We start from the raw sequence: 17,197 nt of genomic DNA on the forward strand, positions 1-17,197 counted from the left end.
TCCACCCCCTGGACACCTCGTGGAGCGGCGAAAGGGACGGCTGGCACAATCAGGGGCATGGCCCGCCCGCCGGCACCGCCCGCACTCCGCGCCGGGGTGTTCTCAGCGGTGTGCGTCCTTCCGGCGGCCATCGGCCACGTGCTGATGTCCCACACGCTGCCGTTATGGGCGCCGATCACGGCCTTCCTCATCACCGCCGCCCTCTGCCTCGCGCCGGCCCGCCGCGAGCACGGCCCGCTGGCCGTCATCGGCTCCTCGGTCCTCGTCCAGACGCTGCTGCACATGGCGTTCTCCCTCGTGCAGGCGCTCACCGGCCCGGCCACGGCGCACCCCGCGGGGCACGCGGGGTCCGGCGGGCACGCGGGATCCGGCGGGCACGCCGCCACGGCCGGGCACGCCGGTCCGGCCTGGCCCGGCGGGTTGCACGGCCATCCGGCCCTCGGCGGGCACGGCACCTGCGGTGACGGCATGGCCGGGGCGATGGCCCACGGCACCCCCGGGCACCCCGGCACGGCCGCCGGGCAGGACCTCCCCGGCCTCGACCCCTGGTCCCTGCTCACCCACGGCTCGGCCGGTATGACCGTGGCCCACCTCCTCGCCGCGACGATCACCGGGTGGTGGCTGTGGCGCGGCGAGACGGCGGCCTTCCGTATCGGCCGCGCGCTGATCGCGGCCCTCTTCGAGCCGCTGCTCAGCCCCCCGCGCCGGGCCCGCGTCCGCTTCCCCGACGTCCCCGCGATCCCCGGCGGCACCGACACCGCCCTCCCCCGCGAGGAGCGGCACCTGCGGCACACCCTCTCCCGGAGAGGCCCGCCACCCCGTCCCGCCGCCGTCGTCGACGTCGACGGGACGCCACCCGCACCCCTGAGGACCGGCCAGGTGCTCGCGGTCGGCTGACCACCGCCGCACCGCCCGGCCGTGCCTCGCCGTGCCCACGGCCAGGCCGCTCACCGCAGCCTTCGACGACGGACGCGCCCACGTCACCCCGGCCCCGGGAGGGGCCGGTCCACCGGGGCCGGGCTGCCCCAGCGCGGCCCCCCTTGGGAACGAAGGAACAGGGATGCACTCCGTGCACGAACCCGTTCCCGGACGCGCCGTGGCGCGTCCGGGAACCTCCCACGACGAGAAGGTGACCCGCTGGGCGCTCGCCGCGCAGCGGGGTGACCGGGTCGCGGCCGAACGTTTCGTCCGCGCGACCCACTGGGACGTCTGGCGCTTCGTCGCCCACCTGAGCGGGGACGTCCACGCCGCCGACGACCTGGCCCAGGAGACGTTCGTCCGCGCCCTGCAGAGCCTCCACGGCTTCGCGGGCCGCTCCTGCGCCCGGACCTGGCTGCTGACGATCGCCCGCCGGGTGGTCGTCGACCAGCGGCGCAGGGCCTCCTCCCGGCCGCGCATCGCCGACGTCGACGACTGGCAGGCGGCCGTCGAGCGGACGCAGGGCGAGGACGACAACGGCTTCGAGGAGCTGGTGGCCCTGCGGGACCTGATGGACGCGCTGGACCCGCCACGGCGGCAGGCGTTCGTCCTCACCCAGCTCGTCGGGCTGTCCTACGCGGACACGGCGGAGCTCGTGCGGTGCCCGGTGGGCACCGTCCGCTCCCGTGTGTCCCGCGCCCGGCGCGAGATGACCGCCTCGATCAAGGCCGCGTAGGAGGCGCGGCCCCCGGAAGGACGGCGTCCCGGGGGCGTGGCGCACACGCCACGCCCCCGGGACGCCCCCACCGAGCGCACACGAGAACCCACACGAGAACGCACAGCGAACCGGAAAGGTGAAGCACACATGACACCGGAGATCGAAGCCGCCTTCGCGGCCCTGACCCAGGAGTACGGCCCCGGCGCCCTGGACCGGGTCGAGCGCATGCTGGAGCCGGGCGGGACCGAGCGCCAGCCGCTCCAGGAGAAGGCCCGCTGGGTGCTGCCGGGCATATCGCCCCGGCCCTGGCACGACCCGTACGAACACCCGGAGATCAAGCCGCTGGTCGACGCGCTGGAGACGCACCACGGCGCGATCAGCGCGGAGTTGGCCACGGCGTGGGCCGACCGCCGCGCCATGTTCGGCGACTACGAGCACTACCTCCAGCGGCAGACCGACTGGCAGGCCCTCTACCTCTTCCGGGACGGCGCCACGGTGCCGTCCTCGGAGGACGCCGTGCCGACGACGGCGCGGATCCTGCGGGAGCACGCCATCGAGCCGGGGCTGCTCTCACCGCTGCTGGAGTGCCACTTCTCCACCCTGCTCCCGGGGGCGGCCATCGCCCCGCACTGCGACCTGTGGAACTTCACCATCAACCTCCACCTGGCCGTGGACATCCCGGAGGGCTGCGGCATCCGGGTCGCGGAGGAGACCCGCGCCTGGGAACAGGGCAGGTGCCTGTTGTTCGACTACTCCTTCGAGCACGAGGCGTGGAACCACGGCACCGCGCCCCGGACCTGCCTGCTGATGGACCTGTGGCACCCGGAGACCACCGTGTGCGAACGGCGCGCGCTGACCGTCCTGGTCACCGAGGTCCGCAAGCTCATGGGCGAGAGCTCATGAGCAGGGCTTCATAAGCGGGGCCTCATGAGCGGGAGTTGAACTCCGCGATCGTCACGGTCGTGGCCACGGCCTCCACCTCGCCGCTGACGGCGAACCGGAGGACGAACCGGACCGGCTGCCCGGGCTCCAGCCCGGGTGGCCGGTTCACCATGATGTTCCCCTCCCAGGGGTCCATGCGGACCTCCGCCCCCGCAGGCACGGGCATCGAGTCCAGCGGGCGCATCGAGCCGGCCCCGTCCCGGACGACGACGCGGCTGAGCATGACGCCGTCGGGGAGGTCGGGCGAGGACACGGACAGCAGCCGGTCGGCCCCCTCGCCGGTGTTGCGCAGCGTGAAGTAGGCCGAACCCTGGAGGTCGTTGGTGGGCTCCAGGACCATGCCGTCGACGACGGCGATCGCCGGGCGGCCCTCACCGGCGGCCCCGGTGGCGGTGTAGAGGGTGAGCAGGAGCAGGGTGACGGCGGCGGCGCCGAGGGCGGTCAGCGCGGTACGGACGGCGCTCATGCGAGACGGCTCCTCACGGGACGGCCGGACCCCGTCGGCGGCCCGGTGCGGGGTGCTGCCGTCGGCGCCGGCCGGAAACCGCGCAGCCGCAGGCTGTTGCCGACGACGAGCAGGGAGCTGGCCGACATGGCGAGTCCCGCGAACATCGGGGTCAACCAGCCGGTCGCGGCCAGTGGCACGGTGACGACGTTGTAGCCGAAGGCCCACAGCAGGTTGACCCGGATGGTGCCGAGCGTGCGCCGGGTGAGCCGCACGGCGTCGGTGATGCCGCGCAGCCCGCCCTGCACGAGGGTGAAGTCGGCGGCGCCGATGGCGGCGTCGGTGCCGCTGCCCATGGCGATGCCGAGGTCGGCCGCGGCGAGCGCGGCGGCGTCGTTGACCCCGTCGCCCACCATGGCCACCCGGCGGCCCTGGCCGCGCAGTTCGGCGACCTTGGCCGCCTTGCCCTCGGGGGTGACCTCGGCGTGGACGGTGCGGATGCCGGCCTCCCGGGCCGCCGCCCCGGCCGCCGCGCGGGAGTCGCCGGAGACGAGCACCGGCTCGATGCCCTGACGCCGGAGGGTGTCCAGGGTGCGGTAGACGTCGGGGCGCAGGGTGTCGCCGAGGGCCAGCACGGCCACGGGACGCGCGTCGAACTCCACGACGACGGCGGTGCGTCCGGCGGCGTCCGCGCGGCGCAGCGCGGCGGCGAGGGGTTCGGGCAGGGTGCCGTCCGCCCGGGGACGTCGCACGGCGACCGTCCGTCCGGCGACGCGGCCGGTGACGCCGACGCCCGCCTCGGCCCGGAAGTCCGTGGCGCGGGCGGGTGCTTCGGAGGGTTCGAGGCGCTCGGCGGCGGCCACGACGGCGCGTCCGACCGGGTGCTCGGAGCCCGCCTCGACCGCCGCGGCGGCCCGGAGCACCTCCGCCGCACCCGGACCCTCGGCGTCACCAGGGCCCTCGCCTCCGTCGGGCGCGCCCAGCACCGTCGTCTCGTGCAGGGTCATGCGGCCGGTGGTGAGGGTGCCGGTCTTGTCAAAGAGCATGACGTCCACCCGGCGCAGCCGTTCCAGCGCCTCCGGGCCACGCACCAGCACGCCGAGCTGGGCGCCGCGGCCGGTGGCGGCGAGGAACGCGGTGGGGATGGCGAGGCCGAGGGCGCAGGGGCAGGCGACGACGAGGACGGACGCGGCGGCCGTGGCGGCGGCCGAGGCGTCGGCTCCGGCCCCGAGCCAGAACCCGCAGGTGGCGACCGCGACGGCGAGGACGGCGGGCACGAAGACCATCGAGACGGCGTCGGCCAGCCGCTGCGCCCGCGCCTTGCGGGCCTGCGCGTCCGTGACCAGCCGGGTGATGCGGGCGAGTTGGGTGTCGGCGCCCACCGCCGTCGCCCGGACGACGAGCAGCCCCGAGGAGTTGACGGCGGCACCGACCACCCGGGTGCCGGGCCCGGCCTCGACGGGCGCGCTCTCCCCGGTGACCAGGGAGAGGTCGAGCGTGGAGCGGCCGGAGACCACCTCGCCGTCCGTGGCGACCTTCTCGCCGGGCCGGACGAGGAAGTGCTGCCCGACGCCGAGTGCGGCGACGGGGACCCGGACGCCCGTCCCGGTGCCGCCAGCCGTGTCGTACAACTCGACGTCGTGGGCGCCCAGTTCCGCCAGGGCCCGCAGGGCGGCCCCCGAGCCGGACCGGGCCCGGCCCTCCAGCCACCGCCCCGCCAGCACGAACAGCGTGACGGCGACGGCGGCCTCCAGATACACGTGCGGGGTGCCGGTGTCGACCCGGGGGAAGGGCGAGAAGTCCATGCGCATGCCGGGTTCTCCGGCGCCGCCGAGGAAGAGCGCGTAGCAGGACCAGGCGTAGGAGGCGGTCACCCCGAGGGAGACCAGGGTGTCCATGGTGGCCGTGCCGTGCCGCAGGCCGCGTACCGCGCGTCGGTGGAAGGGCAGGGCGCTCCACAGCACGACCGGGGTGGAGAGCGCGAAGCACAGCCACTGCCAGGCGTCGAACTGGGCGGCGGGCACCATCGACAGGAAGATCACCGGTACGGCCAGGTAGGCGGTCGTCAGGAGACGTCCCAGGTCGGCGGCGTCCTCGGAACCGTCCATGCCGGAGCCGTCCCTACCGGAGCCGTCCCTGCCGGGGCCGTCCGCGCCGGGGGCGTCGGGCTGTGGCGCTCCGGCGGGCCCGCCACCGGGCGGGGCGACGCGGCGGGCGGTGTAGCCGGCCTGCTCCACGGTCTCGACGAGGCGGTCCACCGTGATCCCGGGGGCGTGGCCGACGTGCGCCCGGCCGGTCGCGAGGTTGACGGCGGCCGAGGCGACCCCGTCCAGCCGGGTGAGCTTGCGCTCGACGCGGCCGACGCAGGCGGCGCAGGTCATGCCGCCGACGGCCAGCTCGGTGACGAGGGGCCGGTCCGGTTCCTCCTCAACGGGCGAAAGCGTGCTCATCCGTGCCCGCCTCCCCCGTGCCCGGTGCCGTCCTGGCCCGGGGCGTCGGGGCTGTGCAGCCCGGGGGCGACGGGCCCGGCCGCGGTGCCCACCGCGTAGGAGGCGGCGAAGACGGCGGCGAGCAGCAGCAGGAACGCGGCCGTCCCGTACCAGGCGGAACGGGCGGCCGGGGCGGGGCGGACGGTCGCGGGGGCGCTCCCCGGGCGCTCCCCGGTGGGGCCGGGCGGTGGGGGCATGACGACGGCTCCCTCGGTGCGGGCCGTGGACGGCGCTGACGACGGTTCAGGGGCTGCGCCAGGCTAATACGCGGGGCGCCCCGAACCGTTCCGAAACCTTCCTGGATAAACCCGGGAGGGAACGGCTTACCGCCATTCGCGTACTCTTCACCGAGAGCCCGGGAACTTTTCCGCTCCGCCATCCGACCTCCTCTCAATACCCCGCGAGGACGCCACCCGGGTTTCGGCCATTCCCGACGACCGCGGAGGGCTCCACCCCAGTTCCCGGCGGTGGCACATGCGGCCGGAAATCGCCGAACGCACATCTGCGAATACCCTTGGGGCACCTCTGCGCGCAAGATGAATTCCACCCTGTCCGAAAGTGTGTGACCTGTTTGCCCTCGAACAGACGTCGGGTGAAAGTGGAGCCACCGGAGCGAGAGCTTCAACGGAGATGCGGCGACACCGTCAGCGTGATTCATGTCACCGCATTTCCGCGGCATTGTGTGTTCAGGGGGAGAGCACGATGGAACGAGGGGAAGGCACGCGTCCCGTGCCGTCCGGCGCGGACCGGCCGGCCGGGCGGGCGACCGGCGGACGGGGACCGGCACAACTGGCGGTGCTCGCCGCCGCGCAGTTCGTCATCGCCGTCGACTTCAACATCGTGCACGTCGCCCTGCCGAGCATCGGCACGGCGGCCGGCTTCTCCGAGCACGACCTCCAGTGGGTCGTGAGCGCCTACGTCGTCGTCACCGGCGGCTTCCTGCTGTTCGGCGGACGCGCCGCCGATCTGCTGGGCAGGCGCCGCATGTTCGTGACGGCGGCACTGCTGTACGCGGTGTCCTCACTGGCCGGCGGAGCCACCGACGAGCCGGGCGTCATCGTCGCCGCCCGCGCGGCCCAGGGGCTGGGCGGCGCCCTCCTCTTCCCCGCCACGCTCTCGCTCATCAGCACGCTGTTCGCCGAGGGCCCCGCGCGCAACCGGGCGCTCGCCGTGTGGGGCGCCATGGGCGCCTTCGGGCTGTGCGCCGGCTCGCTGGCCGGCGGGGTGCTCGTGGACGCCTTCGGCTGGGCCGCCGTCTTCTACGCCAACATCCCGCCCGCCCTGGCCATCGCGGCGGGCGCGCTGCTGCTCTTCCCGGCCGACCCCGCGCGGGAGCCCGGCCGACGGTTCGACGCCCCCGGCGCCGTGGCCGTGACGGGCGGCGCCACGCTCCTCGTCTACACCGTCGTGCGCGGGCCGCAGGCGGGGTGGGGCAGCGTGGAGGTGCTCACGGCCGGTGCGCTGGCCCTGCTGCTGCTGGCGGCCTACGTCCGGCGGGAGCGGAGCTGCCGGGACCCGCTCACCCCGCCACGGCTGCTGCGCGCCCCCGGCGTCCGGACGGCCGTGCCCACGGCGCTGGTCTTCGGCGCGACGTTCAGCGCGCTGCCCTACTTCCTCACGCTCTACCTCCAACGCGTCGCCGGATTGGACCCGTTGGCCACCGGCGCGGCCTTCCTGTGGCCCGCCCTGGTGGTGGCCGTCGGGGCCCGGGGCGGCGAGTGGGCGGTGGGACGGCTGGGGGCCGCCGCCACGCTGCGGCACGGGCTGGCCGCGGGCGCGCTCGGCACGGCGCTGCTCGCCGTCGCCATGAGCGAGGACGGCGGCTATCCCGTTCTGCTCCCCGGCCTCACCCTGCTCAGTCTGGCCCAGGGCGCGGTGTGGACGGCGCTGTGGATCGTCGCGGCCGACGGGATCGAGCCGGGCGACCAGGGCGTGGCCTCCGGGACGGCGTCCACCGCGCTCCAGCTCGGCGGTGCGCTGGGCCTGGCCGTCCTCGTCGCCGTCGCCAACGCCGGGACGTCGGGGGCCGTCGGCGACGCCTCGACGGCGGCCGGCGCCGACGGGCTGCGCACGACCGTGTTCGTCATCGCCGGGACGCTGCTGGCCGCCGCCCTGGCCTACGCCGCCCGTGGCAGGGGGCTGCGGAAGACGGCCCCGACCCTGCGGAGCTGAGCGCGCGGACCCTCGCTCCCCCGGCCTTCACCCCTCGATCACCTCCCGATTCCCCCCCCGAAGCCGATTCCGCCGTGGCGGCCCTGACCCGCGCCGCACGGTTTCCCTCTCAGGCGAGAAGGAGTTGCCCTTCCATGGCCAGAACCTCCCCGTCGGCCCCCTCCGCCGCGGTGCTCTGCGGCCTGGGCGGCTGGGTGCCCCCCAGGATCGTCGACAACGCGGAGCTGTCCGCACGTCTCGACACGACGGACGCCTGGATCACCGAACGCACCGGCATCCGCCACCGGCGGCACATCGAACCCGGGCAGGCCACCTCCGACCTGGCCGTCGAGGCGGGACGGCGGGCCATGCGCTCGGCCGGGGGCGCGCCGCCCGACGCCGTCCTGGTGGCGACGACGACGCCGGACCGGCCCTGCCCGGCGACGGCGCCCGTGGTGGCGGCCCGGCTCGGCCTGGCCGGGGTGCCCGCGTTCGACGTGGCGGCCGTGTGCACCGGCTTCCTCTACGGGCTCGCCACGGCCTCCGGGCTGCTGGCGACCGGAGCCGCCCGCCGGGTGCTGGTGATCGGCGCCGACGCCTACTCGACCATCGTCGATCCCGAGGACCGCACGAACGCCGTCATCTTCGGCGACGGCGCCGGGGCCGTGCTGCTGCGCTCCGGTTCCCCCGAGGAGCTCGGCGCCCTCGGGCCGTTCGACCTGGGCAGCGACGGCACCGGGGAGGACCTCATCACCGTCCGGGCGGGCGGCTCCCGGCAGCGCTCGGCCGGGGACGACGGTGCGCCGGTCAGGACGGAACGTTTCTTCGAGATGCACGGCCGGGCCGTCTACCGGCACGCCGTCGTCCGCATGAGCGGCTCGGCCCGGGCCGTGCTCGACGCGGCGGACTGGAAGCCCGACGCCGTCGACCACGTCGTCCCGCACCAGGCCAACCTGCGCATCCTGCGGTCCGTCGTCGAGCACCTCGGACTGCCCGAGGAGCGCCTGGTGACCAACATCGGGCACCTCGGCAACACCGGCGCCGCCTCCGTCCCGCTGGCCCTGTGCGACGCGGCGGCCGACGGCCGGCTCACGCCGGGCGACGGCGTCCTGCTCACCGCCTTCGGCGGCGGGCTGACCTGGGGCTCGTGCGTCCTGCGCTGGCCCACCCTGCCCCCGGCCGTCCGCCCCGCGGACCCTGCCGACCCCGCGGACCCCCAGACCCCCCACCCCGGCACACCGGGGACCTCCACCCCGAAGGAGCAGCACCCGTGAACGACACGACGACCACGCTCGACCGGCTGATCGCCGTCGTGCAGGCCCTCGACCCGGAGCTGGCCGACGCCGACCCCGACGCCACCTACCGGGCGCTCGGTCTCGACTCCCTGACGCTGACCGAGATCAGCATGCGCATCGAGAGCGACTTCGAGGTCCCGGTGGACGACACCGAGATCACCGAGGAGTTCAGCCTGCGCAGCACCGCCCGGCTCGTCGACGACAAACTCGCCCACCGCACGAAGGAGCAGTGACCACCATGGAGATCACCGTCCACACCGACGCCCTGCTCGGCGCCCGGGCCGACGACTTCGACCACCGCACCGCGAGCGAGGACGACGTCGCGCGGCTCAAGGAGGCCGTCTACCGGCACAAGATCGTCGTGCTCAAGCAGCAGGACCTCTCCCCTCGCGACTTCCTGGACCTCGGCCGCCGCCTCGGCCGCCCGGAGACGTACTACGAGGAGATGTACCAGCACCCCGAGGTGCCCGAGGTGTTCGTCTCCTCCAACGTGCCGGAGGACGGCAAGCAGGTCGGCGTCCCCAAGACCGGAAAGTTCTGGCACGCCGACTACATGTTCATGCCGGACCCGTTCGGGCTCACGCTCATCTACCCGCAGGTCATACCGCAGCGCAACCGCGGCACGTACTTCATCGACATGGGCCGCGCCTACGAGCGGCTGCCCGAGGACCTGCGGCAGGAGATCGCCGGGACCCGCTGCGTCCACAGTGTGCGCAAGTACTTCAAGATCCGCCCGCACGACGTGTACCGGCCGCTGTCCGAGATCATCGACGAGGTCGAGCGCAAGTCGCCCCCGGTGACGCACCCGACCACCTTCACCCACCCCATGACCGGCGAGACGGTGCTCTACCTCAGCGAGGGCTTCACCGTCGGCATCGAGGACGAGGACGGCAAGCCGCTCGACGACCTGCTGCTGGACCGCCTCTACGAGGCCACCGGGCAGCGGGACGACACGTACCGGCACGAGAACATCCACCTGCAGAGCTTCGAGAAGGGCGACCTGCTCGTCTGGGACAACCGCAGCCTCATCCACCGCGCCCTGCACACCAGCACCCCCGAGCCCACCGCCTCCTACCGCGTCACCGTGCACGACGAGAAGCCGCTCTACGAGGGGCTGCGCGTCCCCGAGGAGCAGGCCGGGCCGGAGGTGGGCCCGCGATGACCGGCGTCCGCGTCCAGGACCCCACCCCCGGCACGGTCACGTCCCACGCCACCGACGGCCCGCTGCTCACCCGCGTGCTGCGGCCGTACAAGCCGGGCTGCGCCTACCTGAGGACGGCCGAGGTCACCCGCTCCGTCGACGGCCGGGTCGCCGTCCACGGCACCTTCACCATCCCGGAGTCCTGCTACATCGACGACACCGGGCACCTCAACGCCGTCGAGGTCAACATCGCCTACAACCAGATGATGTACTACGCGGTCGCCAAGTCGGTGAAGGAGCGGCTGCTGCCCGAGCTCGCCGACTGGACGCTGGAGGACTACTGGCGCCACCAGCTCCCCGACATCCTCATCGTGCGCTTCCGCAGCAACTTCCGACGCCCGGTCGACCCGCGCGACTTCACCGGCTCCATGGAGTTCACCGGATTCACCCGCCCCCGGCGGGCCGCCGACGCCCCGCCGCTGCTGCTGGCCGACACCACGTTCCGCTACGCCGACGCGGCGGGGGGACGCTGCGACGGCGGCGTCCAGCTCGCCCTCGTCGGCCTCGCCGGGGCGGAGGGCGCATGACGCTCCCCACGCTGGTCGAGTCGCTGCGCGCCCAGGCCGAGCAGCGCCCCGGGCACCCGGCCGTCCGCTGCGGCCCGCACACCCTCACCTACGCCGAACTCCTCGCCGCCGGGGACCGGGTGGCCCGACGGCTGCGGGCGGCGGGCCTGCGCCCCGGGGACCGGGTGGCCTACCTGGGCAAGGAGTCCGAGCGCTACTACGAGATCCTCTACGGCTGCGCCCTGAGCGGCACCGTCCTGGTGCCGCTCAACTGGCGGCTCACCGCCACCGAGGTCACCCACATCCTCGCCGACTCGGGCTCGGCGCTGGTGTTCCTGGAGACCGCCTTCGAGGACCTGCTGCGGCAGGTGGACGACGCCGCCCGGCCGCCCCGGCACGTGCTGCTCGGCGACGACCGGCAGGACGCGTACGCCCGCTGGAAGTCGGCCGACGAACCGGCGGACGCGTCGGCGGCGGAGACGGCGGGTCCCGAGGGCACGGCCGAGGGGGCGGGCCTCGTCGAGCCCACGGCGGACACCCCCGTCGTCCAGCTCTACACCAGCGGCACCACCGGGCTGCCCAAGGGCGTCGTCCTGGCCCACCGCTCCTTCGCCGCCGTCCGCACCGCCATGGCGGAGGCGGACGTCGACTGGATCGACTGGCGGCCGGAGGACGTGAGCCTCGTCGGCATCCCCGGCTTCCACGTCGGCGGGTTGTGGTGGGCCACCCAGAACCTGGCCAGCGGCGCCACCGTCGTCGCCCTGCCCACGTTCACCGCCCGGGACGCCGCGCACACCCTGCGCGAGCACGGGGTGACGACGGCCTGCGTCGTCCCGTCCATGCTGCGACTGCTGCTCACCGAATCCCGCGTCGACCCCGCGGACTTCACCGGCCTGCGGAAGATCGTCTACGGCGGCTCACCGATCACCGAGGACCTGCTCGAACGCAGCCTCGCCGTGTTCGGCGCCGAGTTCGCCCAGATCTACGGCCTGACCGAGACCGGCAACACGGCCGTGTGCCTGCCGCCGGCCGACCACCGCCCCGGGCAGCCCCGGATGCGGGCGGCCGGCCGCCCCTACCCGGGCGTGCGGGTCAAGGTCGTCGACGAGAAGGGGGCCGAACTCCCGGCCGGGCGGGTCGGGGAGGTCTGCCTGGCCACCCCGGCCCGGATGGTCGAGTACTTCGGCCTGCCCGAGCGCACGGCCGAGACCCTCGTCGACGGCTGGGTCCACACCGGGGACGCGGGCTACGTGGACGACGCGGGCTACGTCTTCATCCAGGACCGCATCAAGGACACGATCATCGTCGCCGGGGAGAACGTCTACCCGGCCGAGATCGAGGACGCCCTGGAGAAGCACCCGGGCGTGGCCGACGCCGTCGTCGTCGGCGCGCCGGACGAGCACTGGGGCGAGCGCGTGCACGCGTGCTGGGTCCCGGCGCCCGGCACCCCGCCGACGCGCCGCGAGCTGCACCGCTTCCTGAGCGAACGGCTCGCCGCCTTCAAACTCCCCGCCGCCTACGAGGAGATCGCGCACGTGCCGCGCAACCCCAGCGGAAAGATCCTCCGCCGCGAGCTGCGCGACCGGCTGTGGGCGGGCCGCGACCGCAAGGTCAACTGACCCCGCACCCCGTGCCGGGCCCGGCCGGGCGGGCGGCGTGCCGCGTGCCGCGCGGCCGTCCGCCCGCCCCCGAAACGCACCCCAGGAGAGGACGATGAACGAACGAGTCGAGGCCGTCACCGAGGCCTCCTTCCGGGCCGATCTGGCGGAGTTCCTCCACCAGAGCCCCGCCGAGGTCGACCTCGGCGAGGGACCGGTCGACGCGGGGCTGGACTCGCTGCGCGTCAGCACCCTCGCCGAGCGCTGGCGGGCCGCGGGCGTCGAGGTCGGCTACATCGACCTGGCCGAGCGCGGCTCGTTCCAGGAGTGGTGGGAGCTGCTGGTGCAGCGGATGACGCGGACGGTGCCCGATGGCCGCTGACCCCGCCGCCGCCACGACGCCCGGGCTGCCCCTGCTGGCCGCCCAGTGGGGCATCTGGGCCGCCCAGCAGCTCGACCCCGACAGCGCCGCCTTCAACACCGCCGAGTACCTCGTCATCGACGGCCCCCTCGACCCGGCCCGCTTCGAGGCGGCGGTCCGCCGCACCGTGGCGGAGAGCGACGCCCTGCGGGTCCGGTTCAGCGTCACGGACGGCGTCCCGCGCCAGCACCTGCTGGACGACGGGCCCGCGACGGTGGAGTACGCGGACCTCACCGGCACGCCCGACCCGCACGCCGCCGCGCACACCCGGATGGCCGCCGACCTCGACCGCCGCGTCGACCTGAGCGCCGAACCCGTCTTCGCCCACGCCCTGTTCCGCACCGGTCCCGAGCAGCACCTCTGGTACCACCGGGTGCACCACATCGCCCTGGACGGCTACGGGCTCTCGCTCGTCGCCCGCCGCGTCGCCGAGGTCTACACGGCGCTCGACGCGGGGACGGAACCGGCCGAACGCACCTTCGGCACCCTGGAGTCGGTGCTGGCCGAGGAACGCGCCTACCTCACCTCGGAGCGGCACACCCGCGACCGCCGGTACTGGACGGAACGGTTCGCCGACCGGCCGTCCGTGCCCACCTTCGCGGCGGGCGGCCGGACCGCCCTGCCCGCCCGCGGCTTCCGCCGCCACGTCGCCGACCTCGGCCCCGGGGACTCCGCCCGGTTGCGCGCGCTCGCCGGAGAACTCGGCGTCACCTGGCCCGACCTCGTCCTGGCCGGCACGGCGGCGGCGCTGCACCGGCACACCGGTGCGCCGGAGGTCGTGCTCAGCGTCCCGGCCGCCGCCCGGCTCGGCTCCGTCAGCCTGCGGGTGCCCTGCATGGTCCGCAACATCCTCCCGCTGCGGCTGCCCGTCGGACCCGGCGACACGCTTCGCGAGCTCGCGGAGCGTGCCGCGGCCGAACTGCGCGCCGCCACCCGGCACCAGCGCTACCGCTACGAGCAACTGCGCCGGGACACCCGACTGATCGGCGCCCAGCGGCGGCTGTCCGGGCCGGGCGTCAACCTCATGCCCTTCGACTACGCGCTGACCTTCGGGAAGGCGACCAGCACCGCGCACAACCTCACCGCCGGGCCGGTGGACGACTTCTCCGTCAACGTCTACGACCGGGGCGAGGGCGGTCTGCGCCTCGCGTTCGACGCCCACCCCGAGCTGTACGCGGAGACCGAACTCGCCGACCGGGCGGGGGAGCTGCTCGACCTGCTGCGCAACGGCACGGCCGATGACCTCGTCGGCCCCGGCCCCGGCAGCGTCGCCGGGCGGGCGCCGCGCCCCGCCCCCGGCCGCCGGGTCACCGTCCTGCGCGGCGGCCCGCTGCCCGACGCCGTCCGCAGCGTGCCGGAGCTGTTCGCCGCCCGGGTCGCCGAGGACGGCCCCCGGCCCGCGCTGGTGGACGGCGACCGCGTCCTCAGCTACGCCGAACTGGACCGGGACGCCCAGGCCCTGGCCGGACGCATGGCCCGGCACGGCGTGCGGACCGGGGCGCTCGTGGCGGTGCTGCTGCCACGCGGGGCCGCGGCGGTCACCGCCGTCCTCGCCGCGTTCGCCGCCGGGGCCGCCTACTGCCCGCTGGACGTCGCGGCCCCGGCGGCCCGCACCACGGCCCTGCTCGACGACGCCGAACCGGCCCTCGTCGTCACCCTCCGCGCCCACGCCGACCGGGTGCCGCCGGGCGTCCGGCTCCTGCTGCTCGACGAGCCCGAGCCCCGTGCCGAGCCGGGCGCCGATCCGCAGCCCGGTGCCGAGCCGGAGCCGGAGCACGGGGAGGCGGCCTACGTCATCTTCACCTCCGGCTCCACCGGCACCCCCAAGGGCGTGCGCGTCGGCCACCGTTCGCTGGCCCGGTTCGTCGCGGCGGCGACGGAGCGCTACGGCATCACCACCGAGGACCGGGTGCTCCAGTTCGCCCCGCTGCACTTCGACGCGAGCGTCGAGGAGCTGTTCGTCACCCTGTGCGCGGGGGCGACGCTCGTCCTGCGCACCGCGGAGATGACCGAGTCCGTCGACGCCCTGCTGCGGGCCTGTGCCGCACACCGGGTCACCGTCCTCGACCTGCCGACCGCCTACTGGAACGAACTCGCCTACGCCGTCGCGGGCCGTGCCGTCACGCTGCCCGCGAGTCTGCACACCGTCGTCATCGGGGGCGAGAGCGCGTACCCGGAGCGGGTGGACCGCTGGCGGGACACGGTCGGCGACTCGGTCCGGCTGCTCAACACCTACGGGCCCACCGAGGCCACCGTGGTGGCCACCGTGGCCGACCTCGGTGACCCGGAACTCCCGCGCGGCGAGGTGCCGATCGGCCTGCCCCTGCCGGGAACCACCGTGGCCGTCGTGACCCCGGGCGACTCCGGCCCCGAGGCGGGCGGCGAACTGTACCTGCTGGGCGACTCGCTGGCCCTCGGCTACCTCGGCCGCCCCGAACAGCAGGCCGCCGCCTTCGCCCCGCTGACCGAACTGCCGGGCGGCCCGCGCGCCTACCGCACCGGGGACCTCGTCGCGTTCGGCGCGGACGGCCTGCTGCGCTTCCTGGGCCGGGCGGACGACGAGTTCAAGCTCAGCGGCCACCGGGTGCAGCCCGCCGAGGTGGAGTCGGCCCTGCTCGGCCACCCCCGGGTGCGGGAGGCCGCCGTCGTGGGGCAGGAGCTGCCCGACGGCACCAAGCGGCTGGTCGCCCACGTCGTCACCGAGGCCCCGGCCCCGGACGAGGCGGAGCTGCGGGCCCACGCCCGGGCGGTGCTGCCCGCCACCCTGGTGCCCGCGCTGTTCGTCCCGGCCGCACGGCTGCCCCGCACCGGCACCGGGAAGATCGACCGCCGGGCCCTCACCCCGCCCGACGCGTCCGGCCCGTCCGGCCCGTCCGACCCGGAGCCGTCGGCCGACCCGGAGCCGTCGGCGGAGCCGGAGCCCCTCGGCGAGACCGTCGGCGGCATCCTGGAGGTGTGGCAACAGGCCCTCGGCGGACGGCGGCTGACCGCGCACGACGACTTCTTCGACGCGGGCGGCCAGTCGCTCCAGGCCATCCAGGCCGCGAACCGGCTGACGGTACGGCTGGGCCGGGACGTGCGGGTGGCGACGCTCTTCCAGCACCCCACCGCCGCCGGGCTCGCCGCCGCCCTCGACGCCCTCGACGCCGCCGACACCGCCGGCACCGGCCCGGACGCGGGAGCGGACGCCGCCGCCCCGAACCCCGGCGGGGCGGGGACGACGGCTGCCGGGCCGCCCGCTCAGGCGCTCGAGGACGCCGTCCTGCGCCTGCCCGGCCCGGTGCCGTCCCGCCCGGACACGGGTGCGGAGGGCCCCGGGCGGGTCCTGCTCACCGGCGCCACCGGCTTCGTCGGCGCCCAGCTCCTGGCCGAACTCCTGCGCCGCACCACGGCGGAGGTCGTCTGCCCGGTGCGTGCCCCGGACGCCGAGGCGGCCGGACGGCGGCTGGAGGAGGCGCTGGCGGCCCAGCGCCTGACGCCCGAGCCGGAGGCGGCGAAGCGCATCGTGCCGCTCCCGGCCGACCTCGCCCGGCCCCGGCTCGGGCTGGACGAGGCCGCCTGGGCCGACCTCGCCGCGGGCGTCGACCTGGTCTGCCACAACGGGGCCATGGTCAGCGTCATGCGCGAGTACGCCTCCCTGCGCTCCCCCAACGTGGTGGCCACCCGCGACCTGCTCACGCTGGCCGCCACCCGGGGCGTCCCGTTCCACCTGGTCTCGACGCTGTCCGTCGCCCCGCCCCGGGCGGCGGCCGCCGAGGTGCCCGAGGACCACCTTCCCTCGCACCCGGGCCTGGTCACGGGCTACCAGCAGTCCAAGTGGGTCGCCGAGCAGCTCGCCCGGGGGGCCGCCGAGCAGGGGCTGCCGGTGACCGTGCACCGGCTCGGGCGGGTCACGGGCGAAGCCCGCAGCGGGTACGTCAACCCGCAGGACGTGCTGTGGGCGGTGCTGCGCACCGGCGTGCCGCACGGCGTCCTGCCCGAGCTGTTCGAGCGGGAGGTGTGGACACCCGTGGACTACGTCGCCCGGGCCCTGGTCCGGGTGATGCTCGCGCCCGAGCCGCCCGGCGGCGTCCTCAACCACGCCCCCGCGCCGCCCGTCCGGCTCAGCGAGCTGTACGCGTCGCTGCGCGCCTACGGCTACCCCGTGCGCTCGGTGCCGATCGCCCGCTGGCACGCCGAGCTGACCGCCCGTTCGGCCACACGGGAGGGCGTGGCCGCCACCACGCTGTCCTTCTTCGACTCCTGGGAGGCCCCGGACACCGGCGGCGGCGCGGGCCCCGAGACGCTCGACATCGGCACCGTGCGCGCCGAGCGGGCCGCGGCGGCGCTGGCCGGCAGCGGGCTGACGTGCCCGGCCCCGGACCGCGAACTGGTCTTCCGCTACCTCGACCACTGCGTGGCCACCGGTGCGCTGCCCGCACCGGCCGAGCGCGGGTGACGTGACGGACGGCGGGCGTTCACCGGGAACCCGGGGCGCCCGCCGTCCGACTACTGCACGGAAGGACGTCGTCCC

Annotated in this window: 14 protein-coding genes; 11 read left to right on the forward strand and 3 right to left on the reverse strand. The window is 75.4% G+C overall.

What is annotated here, in order from left to right:
- Positions 1–57: 57 nt before the first annotated feature.
- The 3 genes from V6D49_RS10885 to V6D49_RS10895 all read left to right on the forward strand — a co-directional run bounded on the left by V6D49_RS10885 (position 58) and on the right by V6D49_RS10895 (position 2,539).
- Positions 58–897, forward strand: a complete 840-nt coding sequence (locus V6D49_RS10885) for a hypothetical protein (RefSeq protein ID WP_340559127.1) — start codon at positions 58–60, stop codon at positions 895–897.
- A 163-nt stretch (positions 898–1,060) separates the two neighbouring features.
- The gene (locus V6D49_RS10890; RefSeq protein ID WP_340559129.1) at positions 1,061–1,654 is read left to right on the forward strand and encodes a sigma-70 family RNA polymerase sigma factor; all 594 of its coding nucleotides are present in this window, start codon (positions 1,061–1,063) and stop codon (positions 1,652–1,654) included.
- A 129-nt stretch (positions 1,655–1,783) separates the two neighbouring features.
- A complete protein-coding gene (locus V6D49_RS10895; protein WP_340559131.1) occupies positions 1,784–2,539 on the forward strand; it encodes an aspartyl/asparaginyl beta-hydroxylase domain-containing protein in 756 nt (251 codons plus the stop codon).
- Positions 2,540–2,561: 22 nt separating this feature from the next.
- Here V6D49_RS10895 and V6D49_RS10900 read toward each other — a convergent pair whose 3' ends face one another.
- From V6D49_RS10900 to V6D49_RS10910, 3 genes are read right to left on the reverse strand one after another with little or no spacing between them, the layout of a single operon-like run.
- Positions 2,562–3,044: a copper chaperone PCu(A)C gene (locus V6D49_RS10900; protein ID WP_340559133.1), complete on the reverse strand. Its 483-nt coding sequence runs from the start codon at positions 3,042–3,044 to the stop codon at positions 2,562–2,564.
- The gene (locus V6D49_RS10905; RefSeq protein WP_340559135.1) at positions 3,041–5,473 is read right to left on the reverse strand and encodes a heavy metal translocating P-type ATPase; all 2,433 of its coding nucleotides are present in this window, start codon (positions 5,471–5,473) and stop codon (positions 3,041–3,043) included. The genes V6D49_RS10900 and V6D49_RS10905 overlap by 4 nt, the downstream gene beginning before the upstream one ends.
- Complete coding sequence (locus tag V6D49_RS10910; RefSeq protein ID WP_340559137.1) at positions 5,470–5,709, reverse strand: hypothetical protein; 240 nt, start codon at positions 5,707–5,709, stop codon at positions 5,470–5,472. The genes V6D49_RS10905 and V6D49_RS10910 overlap by 4 nt, the downstream gene beginning before the upstream one ends.
- A gap of 505 nt (positions 5,710–6,214) precedes the next feature.
- Between V6D49_RS10910 and V6D49_RS10915 the strand changes: the two genes are divergently transcribed.
- From V6D49_RS10915 to V6D49_RS10950, 8 genes are all read left to right on the forward strand, one after another.
- The gene (locus tag V6D49_RS10915) at positions 6,215–7,684 is read left to right on the forward strand and encodes an MFS transporter (RefSeq protein WP_340559138.1); all 1,470 of its coding nucleotides are present in this window, start codon (positions 6,215–6,217) and stop codon (positions 7,682–7,684) included.
- A 134-nt stretch (positions 7,685–7,818) separates the two neighbouring features.
- Positions 7,819–8,937, forward strand: coding sequence for a beta-ketoacyl-ACP synthase III (locus V6D49_RS10920; protein WP_340559139.1), 1,119 nt, complete (start codon positions 7,819–7,821; stop codon positions 8,935–8,937).
- Entirely contained in the window at positions 8,934–9,191 is a 258-nt protein-coding gene (locus V6D49_RS10925; RefSeq protein WP_340559141.1) for an acyl carrier protein, read from the forward strand. The genes V6D49_RS10920 and V6D49_RS10925 overlap by 4 nt, the downstream gene beginning before the upstream one ends.
- 5 nt (positions 9,192–9,196) lie before the next feature.
- Positions 9,197–10,120 carry a (3R)-3-[(carboxymethyl)amino]fatty acid oxygenase/decarboxylase gene (gene scoE / locus V6D49_RS10930; protein ID WP_340559142.1) on the forward strand — a complete coding sequence of 308 codons (924 nt, stop codon included), beginning with the start codon at positions 9,197–9,199 and terminating at the stop codon, positions 10,118–10,120.
- On the forward strand, positions 10,117–10,686 hold the full coding sequence (scoD, locus tag V6D49_RS10935; RefSeq protein WP_340559144.1) for a (2E)-enoyl-ACP glycyltransferase: 570 nt from the start codon (positions 10,117–10,119) through the stop codon (positions 10,684–10,686). Before scoE ends, scoD begins: the two co-directional genes overlap by 4 nt.
- Positions 10,683–12,284 (forward strand): long-chain-fatty-acid--CoA ligase, encoded by a 1,602-nt coding sequence (locus tag V6D49_RS10940; RefSeq protein WP_340559146.1) that lies wholly within the window; start codon positions 10,683–10,685, stop codon positions 12,282–12,284. Before scoD ends, V6D49_RS10940 begins: the two co-directional genes overlap by 4 nt.
- A gap of 94 nt (positions 12,285–12,378) precedes the next feature.
- Positions 12,379–12,645, forward strand: a complete 267-nt coding sequence (locus V6D49_RS10945; RefSeq protein ID WP_340559149.1) for a phosphopantetheine attachment domain protein — start codon at positions 12,379–12,381, stop codon at positions 12,643–12,645.
- Complete coding sequence (locus tag V6D49_RS10950; RefSeq protein WP_340559151.1) at positions 12,635–17,122, forward strand: amino acid adenylation domain-containing protein; 4,488 nt, start codon at positions 12,635–12,637, stop codon at positions 17,120–17,122. The genes V6D49_RS10945 and V6D49_RS10950 overlap by 11 nt, the downstream gene beginning before the upstream one ends.
- Positions 17,123–17,197 lie beyond the last annotated feature (75 nt).

The organism is Streptomyces sp. GSL17-111 (assembly GCF_037911585.1).
Classification (GTDB): domain Bacteria; phylum Actinomycetota; class Actinomycetes; order Streptomycetales; family Streptomycetaceae; genus Streptomyces.